The sequence below is a fragment of the Shewanella electrodiphila genome, assembly GCF_023283985.1.
GTDB classification, from domain to species: Bacteria; Pseudomonadota; Gammaproteobacteria; order Enterobacterales; family Shewanellaceae; genus Shewanella; species Shewanella electrodiphila.
The window spans coordinates 128,640-145,261 of the sequence record NZ_JAKIKU010000008.1; the positions used below are offsets into that span (position 1 = coordinate 128,640).

A 16,622-nucleotide genomic window follows, 5' to 3' on the forward strand; every position below is an offset into this window, starting at 1 on the left:
CATTAAGTGTAAGATTAAACACTGATTTTAAATTGAGAGTTTTTACAAACCCAAAAACAGCAACTCCTTGCAACATTTTATCAGCTGGATTAACTCACAGACATAAAAAAAGCTAACCTAAGTTAGCTTTTAACATTTCCGAAAATTTGATTTATTTAAGCAGCGATTTCAGTTGCTTTAGTCTGCTCATCTTCACTGTGTCGAATAAGGTAATCGAATGCACCAAGCGAAGCTGTCGCCCCACTGCCCATCGCAATAATAATTTGCTTATACGCTGAGTTAGTCACATCACCAGCAGCAAACACACCAGGTATTGAAGTTTGACCCTTGCCATCGACGATGATTTCTCCGCGACCAGTCAATTCCACAGTATCTGTTAGCCATTCAGTGTTTGGCACTAAACCAATTTGTACAAAAATACCCGCTAGCTCAACATCATGTGATTGATTCGTTTTGCGGTCGGTATATTTAAGACCCGTTACACGTTTACCGTCACCTATAACTTCGGTAGTCATAGCCTGAGTGATGATATCGATATTACCCATAGAGTGGGCTTTACGTTGCAGCACTTCATCTGCACGCAATGTGGTATCAAACTCAAGAACAGTAACGTGCTCAACGATATTGGCTAAATCAATCGCAGCTTCAATACCTGAATTGCCGCCGCCAATCACCGCGACACGTTTTCCTTTAAACAGTGGACCATCACAATGTGGACAATACGCAACACCGCTACCGCGATATTCTTGTTCACCAGGTACGTTCATTTCACGCCAGCGAGCTCCGGTGGCTAATAATACTGTTTTACTTGATAACTTAGCGCCACTTTCAAGCTCTAATTCAAATAAGCCGCCGTCTTTTAAAGACAATGCACGCTGATTATCCATAATATCAACGTCATAATCTTTTACGTGTGCTTCTAAATTAGCAACCAACTTGGGTCCTTCTGTCTTTGAAACAGAAATAAAGTTTTCAATACCGACAGTTTCAGCCACTTGACCGCCAAATTTATCAGCAACAATACCCGTTCGAAGTCCTTTACGTGCTGCATAAATTGCCGCAGATGCACCCGCTGGGCCGCCGCCGACGACAAGCACATCAAAAGCTTCTTTATTGTTAATCTGTTCGGCTTTTCTTGCTACAGCATTAACATCAAGTTTATTTAATATTTCTACTACGCTAATGGCGCCTACCGAGAATGGTTCGCCATTCATGTATACCGTTGGTACCGACATGATATTGCGCTCATTGATCTCATCTTGAAACAAAGCACCGTCAATCATCACATTGGTAATATTTGGATTAATTGCCGCCATCATATTTAATGCCTGAACAACTTCAGGACACGTTTGGCAGCTCAGCGAAACGTAGGTTTCGAAATGAAATTCACCAGGTAAGGATTTAACTTGCTCAATAATTTCATCGGCAAGCTTAATCGGATGACCACCAGAATGAAGCAATGCAAGCACTAATGAAGTGAACTCATGTCCCATAGGCAAACCAGCAAAAGTAATATTAGTGTTTAGCTGCGGGTTAATAATACTCATGGATGGGGTTCTTGAACCCGTTTTTTCCGTCAAACTCACTAAGTCAGATAGTCCTGCGACATCTGTAGCAAGTGACAATAATTCTTGAGATTTTGGGCTAGCGTCTGCTGACACGACAAGTTCAACTGGGCGCTTGAGGTTTTGCAGATAGGTGTTCAGTTGATTTTTAATATTCGTATCTAACATACGTGTGCTCCTAAAAAGTAAATAAGTTGAGCAAAAAAATGTGTCAATCTCAGTAACTCCAACAAGGTGATGAAACTTGTTTGAGCCAAGGGGGCCTAAGATTGACAGGAGATGATTTGGAACAATGGAGATAATCTAATTGAAACCGTTTTATCAAATATTGGCTCACTCATGATGATGAGATGAGCAAGCCAATGCTGATAATATTTTACGCTTAGATTTTAGTGACTTTTAGATTTTACCTACTAAGTCAATTGATGGAGCAAGTGTTTCTTCACCTGGCTGCCATGCTGCTGGACATACTTCACCATCGTGAGTTGCAACGTACTGAGCAGCTTGAATTTTACGTACTAACTCAGATGCGCTACGACCAATACCAAGGTCATGGATTTCAGCTACTTTTACTTCACCTTCTGGGTTCATTACGAAAGTACCGCGAAGTGCTAGGCCATCTTCTTCAATCATTACACCGAAGTTACGAGTGATTGCGCCTGTTGGGTCACCAATCATTGGGTAGTTGATTTTGCCGATTGTGTCAGAGCTTGCATGCCATGCTTTGTGAGTGAAATGAGTGTCAGTTGATACTGAGTAAACTTCAACGCCCATTTCTTGTAACTTAGCGTAATGGTCTGCCATGTCGCCTAACTCAGTAGGACATACAAATGTGAAATCCGCAGGGTAGAAGAAAACAACTGACCACTTGCCTAGCAGATCTTGCTCAGACACAGGAACAAATTCGCCATTGTGAAATGCTGTTGCTGAGAATGGCTTGATAGTTGAATTGATGATTGATTGAGTCATTGTATTGCTCCGTAAATTTAATTAAGTGTTTAGCTGTATCCGTTTGATGGGATAGATAATAGCGACAACTCAGAATTAAATATAACGGATAAAAACTATCACCTTAATCGGTTTTTTAGAATAAAGATAAAGTTAGGGTAAGTGTTATCGGATTTTACGATGACCAATTTCAACAGTCTAAATAATGAGGATTAAAACAAGCACTAATCAAACAATCATTTATTAAACAAATGCTTATCAAACAAGAGTAACGGACTAACAATCACATCATTAATCACTATCACTCAAGTTTCATATTCTAAAACCTTTATTCCCATTGGGTGAAACGAGTCAGTGAACGCCCTACAGGGTAATCAAGTTGCTGTGACAATTGCTGTAGCTGCTGTTTGTTACTTGCGGCGCTGAATGAGTGAGGTTGTTTACTGGCATAAATCACCCAGTTACCCCCGCCTGTTAGGGTTGCATACACATTCGCAAACTGCTGCGATAGTGTTTGCTTTAACAGCTCGCTTTTACTGTGCTCTTTCCAACAATTTAATACCAAAAAGCCATCAGCTTTAAGGCCTTTATGGCAATGCTCAATAAACTCCTTGGTTAACTGCTTTTCATCAACACCTTGTTCGATATACATATCTGCAAAAATGATGTCTACTCGCTTATGATCGCCTTTAGCGAGAAATTCACCACCATCTTGATGAACAAGATTAAGCTTTTTGCCAATTGGTAATTGAAAATAACGTTTCGAAATATCAATCACATCTTGTCGAAGCTCCACAGCAGTGAGCTTAATCCCCGCATCAAAACGCCTTAAAGCATGCACCAACCCACCGCCACCTAGCCCTAGAATAATTGCACTTTTAGGTGTTGAGAAAAGTAATACCGCTAGCATTGCCTGAATATAAGTATGCTGAGGAACATGAGGCTTAGCTTTAAGAATTTTGCTTTGTTCGTCATTATCACCAAAGGATAAAATGCGGTAGTCGTTATCTTCTAATACGAATATTGGGCCGATCTCATCGTTGCACTGGTGTAACTGCTGGTAATCTAACATTTAACTGACTCTAGTGATCCGACTGTAAATTTTCTTATATTCAACATGACGAATTTGATTGCAAGCTGGACAGTTTACAGGATAAATTCTAACTCTCATCGTCTGAGTTCAAACTTAACAAGAACAATCTGAAATCTAGCCCCAAAAGAGTAAATAAAACCTATGACGACCCAAATATTAATTAGTTGTATTTGCTTAGCGGTGTTTTTCTTTGTGCAATATCAATTAAAGCAAATCATCACTAAGCAATCAGAGAAGAAGCAAATAAATGAGGTCAGAACCCGACTTGTCACTCGGCTCTTATCATATTTATTATTTTTCATTACGGCATCGATTATGGCGGTGTCATTAGGGCTAGGCTATCAAGAAGTTTCCCTATTTGTATCATCAGCTTTTGCTGTGCTTGGGGTCGCTTTGTTCGCTCAATGGTCAATTTTGAGCAACATCACAGCAGGAGTATTGATATTTTTTGCGTGTCCTTACCGTATTGGCGAAAAAATTAGGATCGTTGATAAAGATGAAGATATGACGGGTATTATTGTCGAGATAAGCTTATTTCATGTCATTTTAAAACGAGATAAGGGAGATTTGATGACGTACCCCAATAGCTTAATGTTGCAAAAAGCGGTGATAAAACTGCCTCATACGAATTCAAAGGATGATAACGAGCACCAACCTAATAAAGATGTTACTCAAGTAACGAGTAACAATGTCGAAGCCTCAACTGTCAGCGAGACAGAAAAAAATACCGTAAGCTAATCAATTTTTGACAAGTCAGACTTGCCGTATGCAAGTGCACAAGGCCAAATTTATGAGCTCAAGTTTAAGAGTTTCAGTTTATGAGCCCAAATTAATGGGCTCTATTCATCGGTTAGCTTAATACTCTTTGAAAAAATGCCACCGCTTGCAAATACATTTGAAGTGCTAGCGCCGCATCATAGCGTTCGCCCTCGTCACGCATAAAGGCGTGTTGGGCATTCACTTCTTGCCAACTAAAGTTGATTTGCTCTTGCTCCAACTTTTGATAAATCAATTTACGTCCCTCACTGGATACGTGAGGATCTTGTTTACCAAAAATCATTACTAACTCACCAGCGATGTCGCCAGTTCGAGTCAATGAATCATTGCCTTGCTCGCAAGGTAACGTATTTGAATGAATATCCGTTGGGTATAAACAAAATGCGCCACTGATATCGGCATTAAGCGCTGCACGATAGGCTAAATGGCCACCAATACAAACGCCCATTACACCAACCTGACTGGTGCAATATGCCTGACTACGGGCAAACTCCACCATTGCTTCTGTATCACTGTCATGATGCTCTAGCGGTTTAGCAAATTTATCTGCATTACCTTTGTCTTTTCCAGCATCATCATATTCCAGCACAGTTCCAATTGGGTTTAGCTCATGAAACACTTCTGGCACCATAACAACAAAGCCATGGCCAGCTAAAATTGCAGCGCTTCTAGCAATCGGGGCTGTTTGCTGAAAAATTTCCGAGTAGAAAATAATCGTTGAATACTGGCCTGACTCGTCTGGGCGATAAACATACGTGCGCATCACGCCAGTTGCCGTTGCTATATCATGCACTTCTTTGGTAATGATCATAATCCCTCTTTAATTTTAATCCTTTCACAGTAAGTAAAATGGCTATTCTAGAGCCTGTTTACGATATTAAACCAGCTTAATTGAGTTCGTTATCTGAATGGTGACTCGTCAATAAATCAGTGATATTTTTCAAGGTCGTATAGGCAATGGCATTAAGTGCTTCATCAGTTAAGAAAGCTTGGTGACCAGTAAAAATAACATTGTGACTGGCAGACAAAATTCTGAACACATCATCCTTAATAATTTCATTTGATTTATCTTGGAAAAATAGCTCTTTTTCATTTTCATATACGTCTAACCCTAGCGAGCCTAACTGCCCCACCTTTAATGCTTCCATGGCATCAATCGCATTTAATAAGCCACCACGACTGGTATTGATAACCATGACGCCTGGTTTCATTTTATTAAAGCTTTTTTGGCTCAATAGATGGTGATTATCTTCTGTTAGTGGGCAGTGCAAGCTTATGATGTCGCACTGTGGATACAGTTCATCAAGGCTGATGTACTCAACGCCTAAACCTTTAACGACTTCACTTGGATACGGATCGTATGCAACAACTTTACAGCCAAAACCAAGCAAGATTTTGATAGTGGCGATACCAATTTTCCCGGTACCAATAACGCCAACTGTTTTGCCATGCATGTTGAAACCGACCAAACCTGACAAGGCAAAATTAGCATCTCGAGTGCGTTGGTAAGCTTTATGAATTTTACGGTTTAAAGTTAGCATGATGGCAATGGTGTGTTCGGCGACAGATTCAGGCGAGTATGCAGGGACATTAACAACCGTGATGCCTAATCGTTTAGCAGCATCTAAATCGACATTGTTAAAGCCAGCACAACGCATGGCAATAATTTTAGTGCCACCTTTGGCCAGCTCAACTAAGACTTCTTCACATAAAGAATCATTGACGAAAGCGCATACCACTTCAAAACCATCCGCTAATTTGGCATTTTGCATACAAAGTCGATAATCAAAGTATTCAATCTTGGCACCAAAGTCTTTATTCATCGCATCAAAATGTTGAATATCATAATTTTTTGCGCTGAAGAATCCGATTTTCATTTAACAGTCCTTAGTCAACAAGCTCAAGGGCTTGTCTTAACACACCGATTAACAATTCACGGTGTTATTTTTTATAAAATGTCATCTAGCTAGCATACCAATAATTTAGATTTTGCTATAGATCGCTATTCATTCAAGATGAATTTGCTAAGCTGTTACCCCATTAACATCTCAATTATGTGTAATTCATGTCTAAAAAGCAGCATCAAGAAGTTTCTGAATTCCAATTTTGGCTACAACGCTTAGGCAAAACCAGTTTAAGAGCCTTACATATTGTCGGCATTGTCGGTGCTGGCGGTGGACTATTACTGGGAATAGAGCAAAGTCTTTGGATCAATTACTGGATTTTAGCCATGACTAGCGGCGTGGCATTATTTGCTTGGGAAGTGATTAGAGATTGGCGCTGGTTAATTCAATTGAAAGGCGTGTTAACGATCTTCAAAGTTTTATTGCTGGGTTTATTTATTCCAATGGCAGATTGGAAGCCTGAAATAACAATTTTTATCGTGCTGTTATCGGTCGTAGTATCCCATGGTCCTGCTGGATTACGCCATTATTCTGTGGTGCATAGAAAAGTAATACATGGCAAAAAGGAAATTAAAGGTTAATCTAGTATTATCTTTTGTTATTTTTAAGGTAATAGGATGTTTCCTTATCCGGAGCAATATCGTTTAGCAGCCCCACCGTTAACCACAAGTTTCATGGTGTTTTGGGCACTACTAAGCCACAGTATTTTTGCTGATGCCAGCCCGTTTGCACTTTATCCTTTATTGTCCCTGTTCCCACTGGTACTCATTGGGCATGTGTATTTGATTTGGAATGCACAAGGGATGTCTCGACTTGACCAAAGTTTTTACGCACTAGTCCATGTCCCGCTGGCATTTGTTGTCTGGACCTTTACCATTATGCACGTCAATGGCAACGCATTTTCATAAGTATTTTTGGGTAAGCGACTTATTATAAAGGTTAAGTGAACAACGATTTTTATAAACCTTGAGCGGTATAACTAAAACGTTGGCGTCAAAGCACACTAGGGCGTGCAAGCAGTATCATTCATAGATTGCTTGCACTTACTTAAGCTGAAAGGTATCTTTGCCGCGCATTCTTGTAAAGGGCTTACCATGGCAGACTTCATCTACACTCCCCCTACCGATCCTTGGCTCGATATTATCCATGAAGATAAAGATATTATTGTGCTCAATAAGCCTTCAGGACTCTTGTCTATACCTGGACGTGATGCCCAATACCACGACAGCATTTATAGCCGTGTATTAGAAAAGCACCCCAATGCTCAAATCGTACATCGACTGGATATGGCAACATCTGGTGTCATTGTAGTGGCACTGCGTCGTAACGCTGAGCGAGAATTAAAGCGCCAATTTAGAGACAGAGAAACAGCTAAAACTTATTATGCCAGAGTGGCAGGCCACCTTAATCCTGAAATAAAACAAGTCGATTACCCGCTTATCTGCGATTGGCCCAACCGGCCTAAACAAAAAGTTGATCATAAGCTCGGCAAACCTTCTTTAACTCATGTCGAAATAATCAATTATGCTAAGCAGTCAACGCTGGTAAAGTTAACCCCTATTACTGGGCGTTCTCATCAACTACGCGTTCATATGTTGGCATTGGGTCATGTGATCCTAGGCGATGGCTTTTATGCCGACCCATTAGCGAAACGTTTATCTGAACGACTATTGCTGCATGCCGCAGAGCTCACCATTCATCATCCATATAGCCAACAGAAAATGACATTCAATGCTGAAGTGCCCTTTATTCATCCCGTTGGATTGCAATAATACTAAGTTTACTCCAGTCCTTTTCTTGATAAATGCAGTCATCAACCTCAACAGTTTACGTTATGCATAAATTGTTCATGAGAACTTTTTGATAGCCATTGTTCATTATTCATCGTAAATTAATGCCTAATTATAATTTAATTAGGCATTTTACTATGGAAACTCCATTTCAAAGAGATCAGCTAGACAATCAAATTCTTGAAGCATTAATGGAAGAAGCGCGAACCCCCTTTGCAGAGCTCGCTAAACGTTTTGCAGTAAGTGCCGGTACGATTCATGTACGCGTTGAAAAAATGAAACAAGCAGGCATTATCACAGGTGCAAGGATAACAGTGGATCCTAAAGCTTTAGGCTATGACGTTTGTTGTTTTATTGGCATCAATTTAAAAAGCGCAGGGGATTATCCTGCTGCCATATCAAAGTTAAATGCGTTAGAGGAAGTTGTTGAAGCATATTATACCACTGGTAATTACAGTGTTTTTGTAAAGGTAATGTGCCAATCTATCGACGGATTACAGCACGTTTTAATCAATCGCATCCAATCTATTGATGAAATTCAATCAACAGAAACCTTGATTAGCCTACAAAACCCCATTGTTAGAGGTGTTAAGCCTTAGTAGGTTTATTTATGACTTATAACAACCACTTCCGCCGAATACCTCTAAATGTATAGTTAAAAATAACAACTATTTTCCCAACTTGTAACACCTTTGGTTACTTTTGTTAATTTTTTGTGTTAAAAAGTCGTAGAGTGCATCGAAGAATGCACCAAACGCATTAATGTAAAAACATAATAAACAGCATTGCCACCGACCTAGTCTCTACCCTACAAATGCTTGGACGTGGTAAATGCTTTAACCAAGGAAGAAGTTGTGAAGACTAAATTATCTATAGCGATATCAGCAGCGTTACTCTCTAGCGCTAGCTTTGCAAACACCCAAATGACAGGCAATAAATATGATTTAGAAATATTGTCTATTGACCAACATAAGAAACCAGCAGTAAAGCTGAACAATATTACAACACCACAGCGATTTATTGTTGAGCTGTCTTCTCCTGCTGTTGCTACGTACCAAGGCGGCACTGCAAACTTAGCAGCAACTGCCGTTTCAGCTAAAGACACTAAATTAAACATTCAATCTACCGCAGTACAAAATTATGCTTCGCACCTTGCTACAGAGCAAAAAGCATTCACAAATGCATTAAGCAGTGTGTCTGCAAACAGCAAAGTCGAACGTCAATTTAAAACACTGTTTAATGGTGTCACTGTTACTGGCCAAAACCTAACTGTAGAGCAGTTAATGGCGATCCCGGGTGTTAAATCTGTTTACCCTGAAACTATGTACGACATCAGCATGGATGCATCACTTCAAGTGATTAACACTGAAGCAATGTGGGAAACAGTCAGTGGAATGGAGAATGCGGGTAAAGGTATCCGTGTTGCTGTCATCGATGGCGGTATCCGTCCTGAAAACCCAATGTTTGCAGATGAAGGCTTTGAAGCACCAATGGGTGCTATGCCAACTGATGACTACTGTTCAACGACTGATGAGTCTTTTTGTAATAATAAACTCATTGTTGCCCGCTGGTCTCAACCCACTTTTGAAGTGTGTGCCGATGAATATATGAGCCCGCTAGGTTTCGGTGGTCATGGTACTCACGTGGCAGGTACCGCTGTAGGTAATCAAGTATCAACTCAATTTAACGACATCGATGTAGAATTATCAGGTGTGGCGCCTGCTGCATACTTAATGTCATATAAAGCATTATATTCAAAAGCTGATTGTACTGGTGGTAGCGGCTCTAACATCATGTTAATGGAAGCGCTAGAACATGCGGTTAATGATGGCGCAGATGTTATCAACAACTCATGGGGTGGTGGCGCAGGTGCAGATCCAGCAAGCAGCCCGTATAAAACAATGTTCGAAGCCGCAGAAGCTGCTGGCGTCATTGTGGTATCAGCAGCAGGTAACGATGGTAATGGTGCAAGCACTATTGGCTGTCCTGCTTGTATTGAATCAGGTATTGCCGTAGCAAATAGCACAACGGGTCGTTATTTTGCCAATAGCTTTAATGCCGGCGGCGAAGATTTATTAGCAATTCCTGGTTCTGATACTGTCATTGAAATGGATGTCACGGCACCTGTTATTGCAGCTATAAATGTTGATGAAATGAACTTTGAAGGTTGTGAAGCTTTCCCTGTTGATAGCTTTAAAGGCAGCATTGCACTAATTTCACGTGGTTTGTGTGCTTTCTCAACAAAAGCAGAAAATGCTATTAATGCAGGCGCTGAAGCATTAGTTGTTTACAACAGTAACCCTGGCGCGCCAATTACTATGTCTATGCCTGATGTGACTTTCCCTTCAATAATGATATCTAACGATGATGGCACTGCAATTATTGATGCTATGGGTGAAACAGCAACTACAGGTACTGTTGGCTCTGAAATTAAGCGCATAATGGTACCAGCTCTAGCAGATACTATTAATAGCTCTAGCTCACGTGGTCCAAACGGTAATCAGAATATGCTGAAACCTGATTTGGCAGCACCGGGAACCAATATCTTGTCAGCTTATTCCCCTGATGATGGCGGCGAAGATTTCAACATGATTTCTGGTACCAGTATGGCAAGTCCTCATGTTGCAGGTGCTGCAGCAATGATGAGACAACTTCATCCAGATTGGTCTGCAAATGACATTAAAACAGCATTAACATCTACTTCGACTACCGAAGGCATTTTAGATGATGATGCAACGACTGCGGCAACACCATTTGCGATGGGTGCTGGTCGTATGGATTTAGATGCTGCAGCTAAAGCAGTACTAACCTTCGATAAGCCTTCAATTGCAGCTGATTCATGTGTTGGCCCATGTACTTTCACTCGTACTGTCTACAACAAGAGTGACGAAGATACATCTTGGTCATTAGCAGCAAGCAGTGATTCTGCAGGCATTACAGTATCACCGTCGATGTTGGATATTCCAGCAGGTGGCTCGGCAACCTTTATGGTGACTGTTGATTCAACCTTCTCAGATTACGGTGACTGGATATTCGGTAATGTAATGCTAACAAGTGCTGCAGGTCTGCAAAATGCACACCTACCATTAGCAGTCCTTGCTCAAGAGTCTAGTGATGCTTCACTGATTTCTATTTCATCAGATGACAGTGATTTAACTACAGCTGATGATATGGAAATTACCGCAGTATTAAACAACACCATGTTTGAAAATACGGTCACCTTCACAGCTAAAGCACCTGAAGGAACAATGCTAACCTCAGAAGATGATGTTTCAGTTAGCTTAACTAATGCCACTCAAAATGGCTTTAGCGTCAATGAAGATACTGGCGTTATTACCTGGGTCGGTAGTCTTGAGCAATCTGAAATGTCTATCGATGCGTCAACAGGTACCTACCCGAGTATTTTTGATGCTGACTTAGTATTTGTGCCTGCTTGTGATGAAGGTTGTGATGAAAAATCATTTACCTATGAAGGCTTACCTGAGTTCAAATTTAATGGGGTAACATACGACACCATCACAATATCTGACAATGGTATTGTGTTAGTCGGCGGCGGAAATACTGCTGGCACTTGGAATAATAGAGAGCTACCAGACAGCACAAACCCAAATAATATATTAGCACCATTCTGGTCTGACTTTGATTTGAGTGATGGCACTGCTACTGATACTGGTGGTGGTCAACTAGGTCTGAATGTTATTAGTTTATCAACTGGTACTTTCTTAGTTGTTGAATGGAATGATGGACAGCTTTATGCTGACACATCTGGAACAGGTTATTCATTTAGTGTTTGGATTAAGGCTGGCGATACGGAAGATGTTTCGTTCAATTATCTGAACATTCCTGATATGCCAGCAAACGTATCAATTGGTGCAGAGAATATGGGCGGCACAATTGGCACCACATACCATTACAACGGTGAAGGTTCAGCAGTCACTTCAGGTGATTACTTACAAGTTTTATCTTCAGCAGCTGGCCAAGTTAAAATTGACTATAAAGCAACAGCAAGTGAATTTGACTTAGGCACTATGGACTCTTCAACTACTGTTGAAGAAACTGCTGTGACATTCAATGTACTAGATAACGACACAATGCCTGACCAAAAAGTGGCTCGTTCACAAGTTACTGGCGATGGTATTACTGCGACTGCTCAACGTATAATTAACACTGCAGCTTCTGGTGACTTAGGAAGTGTTGCAATAGTCGATGAGCCTGCAAATGGTACAGTCACTGTGGCTGAATCCGGTGAAGTAACTTATACACCAAACACTGACTTTTTTGGTGAAGATACATTCACTTACTCTGTGACAGATGAAGCCGAAACAGTTAGCACTCCGACTATGGTATCGATTGAAGTTACTAACGTTCAAGATGCGCCTAAGGTTGCTCCATCGGCTTCTGATGATTTTGTAAGAAGAGAGCTTTCTGTAAAGTCAAACTCTACTGATGCAGATAATGATTCATTGACTTATAGCTGGGTTCAAACAGGTGGACCTTCTGTAGACTTCGATGCATCAGCTGAGAATATAAGTTTTACAGCAGATTCTTCTGATACTTATACATTCACAGTGACGGCAAATGATGGAACTGAAGATAGTAACCTCGGAGAAGTCAGTGTAACTGCTAACCCTTACCCTGATGTAAATGACAGCGGCTCTATGGGCTGGTTAACTACATTACTTCTTCCTTTAGCGGCGTTCCGTCGTCGTAAAATGAAGTCGTAATTGATATTTAAGCTTTAACGTAAAAGCCCAGCAATTGCTGGGCTTTTTTATACCTGAAACATCAAAGATTATTCAGAAAATTTCTCTACTCATAACATCACTTAGTGGTTAATCACCAATGTCGAAATAAAGTAACCTAATACCGTTGCTGTCGTGACTCCAATAAAACCTGGGATAAGGAAGCTATGGTTAAGAACATATTTGCCAATATTCGTTGTGCCAGATCTATCAAAGCTGATTGCGGCTAAATCACTTGGGTAGAATGGGAAGAAGAAGTAGGCATAACACGCTGGAATCACACCAATAAGCACAGGTGCAGGGATACCTAACGCAAACCCTAGTGGGAACATAATAGTGAGTACTGCAGCTTGGCTTTTAAGGAAGATTGATGCCATAAACATCGCAATAGCAAATGACCAAGGGTAGGCACTGACTAAATCACTGAGCGAACTCACTAAGTAGGCTTTATGATGGCCAATAATAGTGTCACTTAACCATGCAATACCAAAAATGATCACCACTGCAGTCATTCCTGCAGTAAAGACATTACTATTAACAATCTTTTGCGGTGACACCTTAGTTGCCAATAATATAATCGCACCAACAGATAACATCATAAACTGAATTGCTACCGACATTTTCACGCCTTCTGGCAACACTTCCTTGCTGAACATCGCAATCATGATGACTGATAAGATACCCGCTAAGAATAAAAACAGACCCCGTTTAGCAACCGAATCGGTATGCGCTTGATCGCTAGACTCTACATCAGGATCAATTAGGTTACTGCGAAACTCTTCATCTTTAAGACGTTGCTGAAACGCTTCATCTTTATCTAAATCTTTACCTCGATTCAAACTCCATGCACAACCTGCAAGCACACCGATTAAGGTAGCAGGGATAGTGACTGACAATACATTGATCAAGCTAATATCGAGGCTATTATCCATTGCAGTCGCCATTACCACTGCGGCGGCTGCAGCAATTGGACTTGCTGTAATCCCCATTTGCGAAGCAACCGTAGACATTGCCAATGGGCGCTCAGGACGAATACCTTTTTTATAAGCAACATCATAAATCACTGGTAAAAGTGGATACACGGAGTGACCGGTTCCTACTAACACTGTTAATGAATAAGTACACAAAGGACCGAGGAAAGTAATTTGATTTGGGTGTTTTCTTAATAGCTTTTCAGCATATTTTACCAGTAGTTTAAGACCGCCAGTGGCTTCAAGTGTTGCTGATGCCGCCACAACAGCAAGGATAATCAGCATAACACTGACTGGAGGTGAACCTGGAGCAACCCCAAACACAAACGCTAAAACAGAAACGCCTAATCCACCTAATAAACCGAACGCGACGCCACCATGGCGAATACCAACAAATATTACCGCCAACAACAACAGCATATGAACATAAAACATTAGCTAATCTCCTTAGCAAACATTAAGTAATTGCAGCGACTCCTGCTGCATTAAATTCATTTTCTATGTCATAAACAAATTGGTTATCTATGCGTTGTAGGAATCGCATATTATCATTAGCATAAACAAAGAAAATAACAGTTGAAGGCTGACAGAGTGGTTATTATTTTCACAGCCTTCATCTTGTTTATACATCAAATGCAGTACATCAAATATCAGCTAAAAACCATACAGTGACCTTGCGCAAGGATTTCAACAACAGCTTGTTAAATTTGTGATCTGCTCACACCTATACCGATCAAAGGCTCTAATTTTCCAATTTTAAAATCACAGAAAACCAAGTGAAAATATCAGAAAAGACAACATATTAAATTAGCAATTAATAATATTGAAATAAGGTTTAAATTACTGTTAAAGCTAGAATTGAATAACAATAGTTATATATGAGGAATTGAATTTATTTAGGGTAATCACTACAAAATTATCTATTTATAATAATGAATCCACTAACTAATAGAAATAATATTATTAATTAAATCACCAACAAGTCATTTATTTTTACTCTTAAACTCATTCAGTTCTGATACAGCTTAGTCAGACTATGATTGCTCCAACAAAACGAAATAACTATTTTTACTTGGAGTGGATTATGAAAATTAAACAACTTATTTTAGCGGGTGTAGTAACGTCAATGATGTCTGTCCCAGCAATGGCATCTGATTGGTTTGTTGGTGGCGCGGCTGGATACCAAAAGAATGCTTACGAGACGACGCAGTTAGACTCTTCTGTTAAAGAGAACGAAAGAGATATGGCCTATCAACTTCGTTTTGGTAAGTATATTAACGACAATAGCCGTGTATATGGTACATATGGCTACAACTCTGAAGACATAGGTAAACAGCAGACTTTCTTATTATCTTATGATTACCTAGTCCCACTCGGACAAAGTAATGTTAACTGGTTTGTGGGTGCAACCGCCGGTATGACTCATACCAGTATCAAGGAAGCAGATTTAAGCTCTGGTGACAATTTTGTGTGGGGTGGTCAAACAGGCTTTATGTACAACATCAACGACAACTGGTCGACTGAAATTGGTTACCAATACCTGAAACAAGACTACGAAAAAGATGTTGCCAATGGCGCTAATACCGGTACATTCTCATTAAATGATACCCAACAAGTTTATTTAGCCATTGATTATAAATTTTAATCTTTAGCGGAATGCCTCAATAAAGAACATTCCATCTAATCAAAAGAATAAAAAGCTCAGTTTTGCTACTGAGCTTTTTTGTATGTCTAAATAAAGAACCAAAGAACCAAAGAACCAAAGAACCAAAGAACCAAAGAACCAAAGCATACTTTCATTTCGCAAATTAACACTCACCTATAAACTTACTCAGGAAAGTTCTCTTGAAGATAATTATGAATCTTACTAGAAATCGTGACCAATTCATCTCGAAGCCAGCTGTGAGCAGGATCTTGATTGAGCTTTTTCAACCAAATAAGATAATTTGATACTTTCTTATATTCAAAAGGAGGGCGAAATAACTGCAACTTTAGCTGTTCCTTAAACTGTAAAGCTAAAGAAAGTGGCACGACACTAATATAATCTGACTGACTAACAACCAATAAATTACTGAAAAGTGAGCGTCCATGATAAGCCACTTTACGCTTGGACAAATTAAGGTTGGTATAGTGACTTAAGCTATAGAGATGGTTACGAGTTCGCTCTAAAATAGCATGCGATTCCTGCATGTATTGCTGCTCAGAAATACACCCTTGAATTCTAGGATGTTCCTCGCTACATATCACCACGAACTCATTATCAAATAGTTTCAAGCTTTCAACATTGGGGTGTTCGAACGGCAAAATATCAATCATCAAATCAAATTTTTGCTGTAACAACACCTCATAAAAATTATCGTCTTTATCCATTTGGTCAAAGACTTCCAGTGATATACCTTTATTTTCAATTAATGAAAACTGCTTTAATAGCACCCCTTGCATATGTTCAGGAGCTGTTAGCACAAAACGGCGACTAGAACGCAATGGGTCAAAGTTTCCAAACGAAGTAAAAACACCATTAAGTTGATTTATCGGAGCTTGAATTTGCTGATATAAACTAAGTGAGTAACTCGTTGGCACCACCCCTCGACCTTTTCTGATGAAAAGATCTTGCCCAACTTCATCCTTCAACCTTCCCAGCATGGTGCTCACTGTAGATTGATTGGTATTCAGGTTTTCTGCCGCTTTACTTAAGCTGCCATCTTCCATGACCTGTGAAAACACAGCGAGCAGGTTAAAGTTAGGAATATCATTTTTCATTTGCTGTCCTGAATATCCGTGGGGGTCTTAATATTTCGCAATAACAATTTTTCGCAATATCAATATATCGTA

General features: G+C 40.0%; 14 protein-coding genes. 7 read left to right on the top strand and 7 right to left on the bottom strand.

Features of this window, described 5'->3' with window-relative positions; translation table 11 throughout:
- Positions 1 to 155 precede the first annotated feature (155 nt).
- The 3 genes from ahpF to L2737_RS15155 form a co-directional block, all read right to left on the bottom strand.
- Positions 156 to 1,733, bottom strand: coding sequence for an alkyl hydroperoxide reductase subunit F (gene ahpF, locus L2737_RS15145; RefSeq protein ID WP_248956258.1), 1,578 nt, complete (start codon positions 1,731 to 1,733; stop codon positions 156 to 158).
- 231 nt (positions 1,734 to 1,964) lie between these two features.
- Complete coding sequence (gene ahpC / locus L2737_RS15150; protein ID WP_102526592.1) at positions 1,965 to 2,534, bottom strand: alkyl hydroperoxide reductase subunit C; 570 nt, start codon at positions 2,532 to 2,534, stop codon at positions 1,965 to 1,967.
- A 307-nt stretch (positions 2,535 to 2,841) separates the two neighbouring features.
- Complete coding sequence (locus L2737_RS15155; protein ID WP_248956259.1) at positions 2,842 to 3,585, bottom strand: spermidine synthase; 744 nt, start codon at positions 3,583 to 3,585, stop codon at positions 2,842 to 2,844.
- 162 nt (positions 3,586 to 3,747) lie between these two features.
- On the opposite strand from L2737_RS15155, the gene L2737_RS15160 reads away from it, so the two are divergent.
- The gene (locus L2737_RS15160; RefSeq protein WP_248956260.1) at positions 3,748 to 4,344 is read left to right on the top strand and encodes a mechanosensitive ion channel family protein; all 597 of its coding nucleotides are present in this window, start codon (positions 3,748 to 3,750) and stop codon (positions 4,342 to 4,344) included.
- A gap of 112 nt (positions 4,345 to 4,456) precedes the next feature.
- Here the strand turns inward: L2737_RS15160 and L2737_RS15165 are convergent, their stop codons facing one another.
- Both L2737_RS15165 and L2737_RS15170 read right to left on the bottom strand, forming a co-directional pair.
- A complete protein-coding gene (locus tag L2737_RS15165; protein WP_248956261.1) occupies positions 4,457 to 5,194 on the bottom strand; it encodes a dienelactone hydrolase family protein in 738 nt (245 codons plus the stop codon).
- Between the two features lie 76 nt (positions 5,195 to 5,270).
- Positions 5,271 to 6,260 carry a 2-hydroxyacid dehydrogenase gene (locus L2737_RS15170; RefSeq protein ID WP_248956262.1) on the bottom strand — a complete coding sequence of 330 codons (990 nt, stop codon included), beginning with the start codon at positions 6,258 to 6,260 and terminating at the stop codon, positions 5,271 to 5,273.
- A 188-nt stretch (positions 6,261 to 6,448) separates the two neighbouring features.
- Between L2737_RS15170 and L2737_RS15175 the strand changes: the two genes are divergently transcribed.
- The 5 genes from L2737_RS15175 (at position 6,449) to L2737_RS15195 (ending at position 12,801) form a co-directional block, all read left to right on the top strand.
- Positions 6,449 to 6,868 carry a hypothetical protein gene (locus L2737_RS15175; RefSeq protein ID WP_102526597.1) on the top strand — a complete coding sequence of 140 codons (420 nt, stop codon included), beginning with the start codon at positions 6,449 to 6,451 and terminating at the stop codon, positions 6,866 to 6,868.
- A 36-nt stretch (positions 6,869 to 6,904) separates the two neighbouring features.
- A complete protein-coding gene (locus L2737_RS15180) occupies positions 6,905 to 7,195 on the top strand; it encodes a hypothetical protein (RefSeq protein ID WP_102526598.1) in 291 nt (96 codons plus the stop codon).
- Positions 7,196 to 7,381: 186 nt separating this feature from the next.
- Positions 7,382 to 8,059 carry a bifunctional tRNA pseudouridine(32) synthase/23S rRNA pseudouridine(746) synthase RluA gene (gene rluA / locus L2737_RS15185; RefSeq protein ID WP_102526664.1) on the top strand — a complete coding sequence of 226 codons (678 nt, stop codon included), beginning with the start codon at positions 7,382 to 7,384 and terminating at the stop codon, positions 8,057 to 8,059.
- Between the two features lie 155 nt (positions 8,060 to 8,214).
- The gene (asnC, locus tag L2737_RS15190; RefSeq protein WP_055022683.1) at positions 8,215 to 8,676 is read left to right on the top strand and encodes a transcriptional regulator AsnC; all 462 of its coding nucleotides are present in this window, start codon (positions 8,215 to 8,217) and stop codon (positions 8,674 to 8,676) included.
- Positions 8,677 to 8,931: 255 nt separating this feature from the next.
- The gene (locus tag L2737_RS15195; RefSeq protein ID WP_248956263.1) at positions 8,932 to 12,801 is read left to right on the top strand and encodes a S8 family serine peptidase; all 3,870 of its coding nucleotides are present in this window, start codon (positions 8,932 to 8,934) and stop codon (positions 12,799 to 12,801) included.
- A 101-nt stretch (positions 12,802 to 12,902) separates the two neighbouring features.
- Here L2737_RS15195 and L2737_RS15200 read toward each other — a convergent pair whose 3' ends face one another.
- Entirely contained in the window at positions 12,903 to 14,225 is a 1,323-nt protein-coding gene (locus L2737_RS15200; RefSeq protein WP_248956264.1) for an anaerobic C4-dicarboxylate transporter, read from the bottom strand.
- Positions 14,226 to 14,874: 649 nt separating this feature from the next.
- Between L2737_RS15200 and L2737_RS15205 the strand changes: the two genes are divergently transcribed.
- On the top strand, positions 14,875 to 15,435 hold the full coding sequence (locus L2737_RS15205) for an outer membrane beta-barrel protein (protein WP_248956265.1): 561 nt from the start codon (positions 14,875 to 14,877) through the stop codon (positions 15,433 to 15,435).
- Between the two features lie 182 nt (positions 15,436 to 15,617).
- Here the strand turns inward: L2737_RS15205 and L2737_RS15210 are convergent, their stop codons facing one another.
- Entirely contained in the window at positions 15,618 to 16,550 is a 933-nt protein-coding gene (locus L2737_RS15210) for a LysR family transcriptional regulator (protein ID WP_248956266.1), read from the bottom strand.
- Between the last annotated feature and the right edge of the window lie 72 nt (positions 16,551 to 16,622).

Bases quoted from the DNA above. Each gene is read 5' to 3' on its own strand.
- ahpF (WP_248956258.1), bottom strand. From the start codon at position 1,733: ATGTTAGATACGAATATTAAAAATCAACTGAACACCTATCTGCAAAAC.
- ahpC (WP_102526592.1), bottom strand. From the start codon at position 2,534: ATGACTCAATCAATCATCAATTCAACTATCAAGCCATTCTCAGCAACA.
- L2737_RS15155 (WP_248956259.1), bottom strand. From the start codon at position 3,585: ATGTTAGATTACCAGCAGTTACACCAGTGCAACGATGAGATCGGCCCA.
- L2737_RS15160 (WP_248956260.1), top strand. From the start codon at position 3,748: ATGACGACCCAAATATTAATTAGTTGTATTTGCTTAGCGGTGTTTTTC.
- L2737_RS15165 (WP_248956261.1), bottom strand. From the start codon at position 5,194: ATGATCATTACCAAAGAAGTGCATGATATAGCAACGGCAACTGGCGTG.
- L2737_RS15170 (WP_248956262.1), bottom strand. From the start codon at position 6,260: ATGAAAATCGGATTCTTCAGCGCAAAAAATTATGATATTCAACATTTT.
- L2737_RS15175 (WP_102526597.1), top strand. From the start codon at position 6,449: ATGTCTAAAAAGCAGCATCAAGAAGTTTCTGAATTCCAATTTTGGCTA.
- L2737_RS15180 (WP_102526598.1), top strand. From the start codon at position 6,905: ATGTTTCCTTATCCGGAGCAATATCGTTTAGCAGCCCCACCGTTAACC.
- rluA (WP_102526664.1), top strand. From the start codon at position 7,382: ATGGCAGACTTCATCTACACTCCCCCTACCGATCCTTGGCTCGATATT.
- asnC (WP_055022683.1), top strand. From the start codon at position 8,215: ATGGAAACTCCATTTCAAAGAGATCAGCTAGACAATCAAATTCTTGAA.
- L2737_RS15200 (WP_248956264.1), bottom strand. From the start codon at position 14,225: ATGTTTTATGTTCATATGCTGTTGTTGTTGGCGGTAATATTTGTTGGT.
- L2737_RS15205 (WP_248956265.1), top strand. From the start codon at position 14,875: ATGAAAATTAAACAACTTATTTTAGCGGGTGTAGTAACGTCAATGATG.
- L2737_RS15210 (WP_248956266.1), bottom strand. From the start codon at position 16,550: ATGAAAAATGATATTCCTAACTTTAACCTGCTCGCTGTGTTTTCACAG.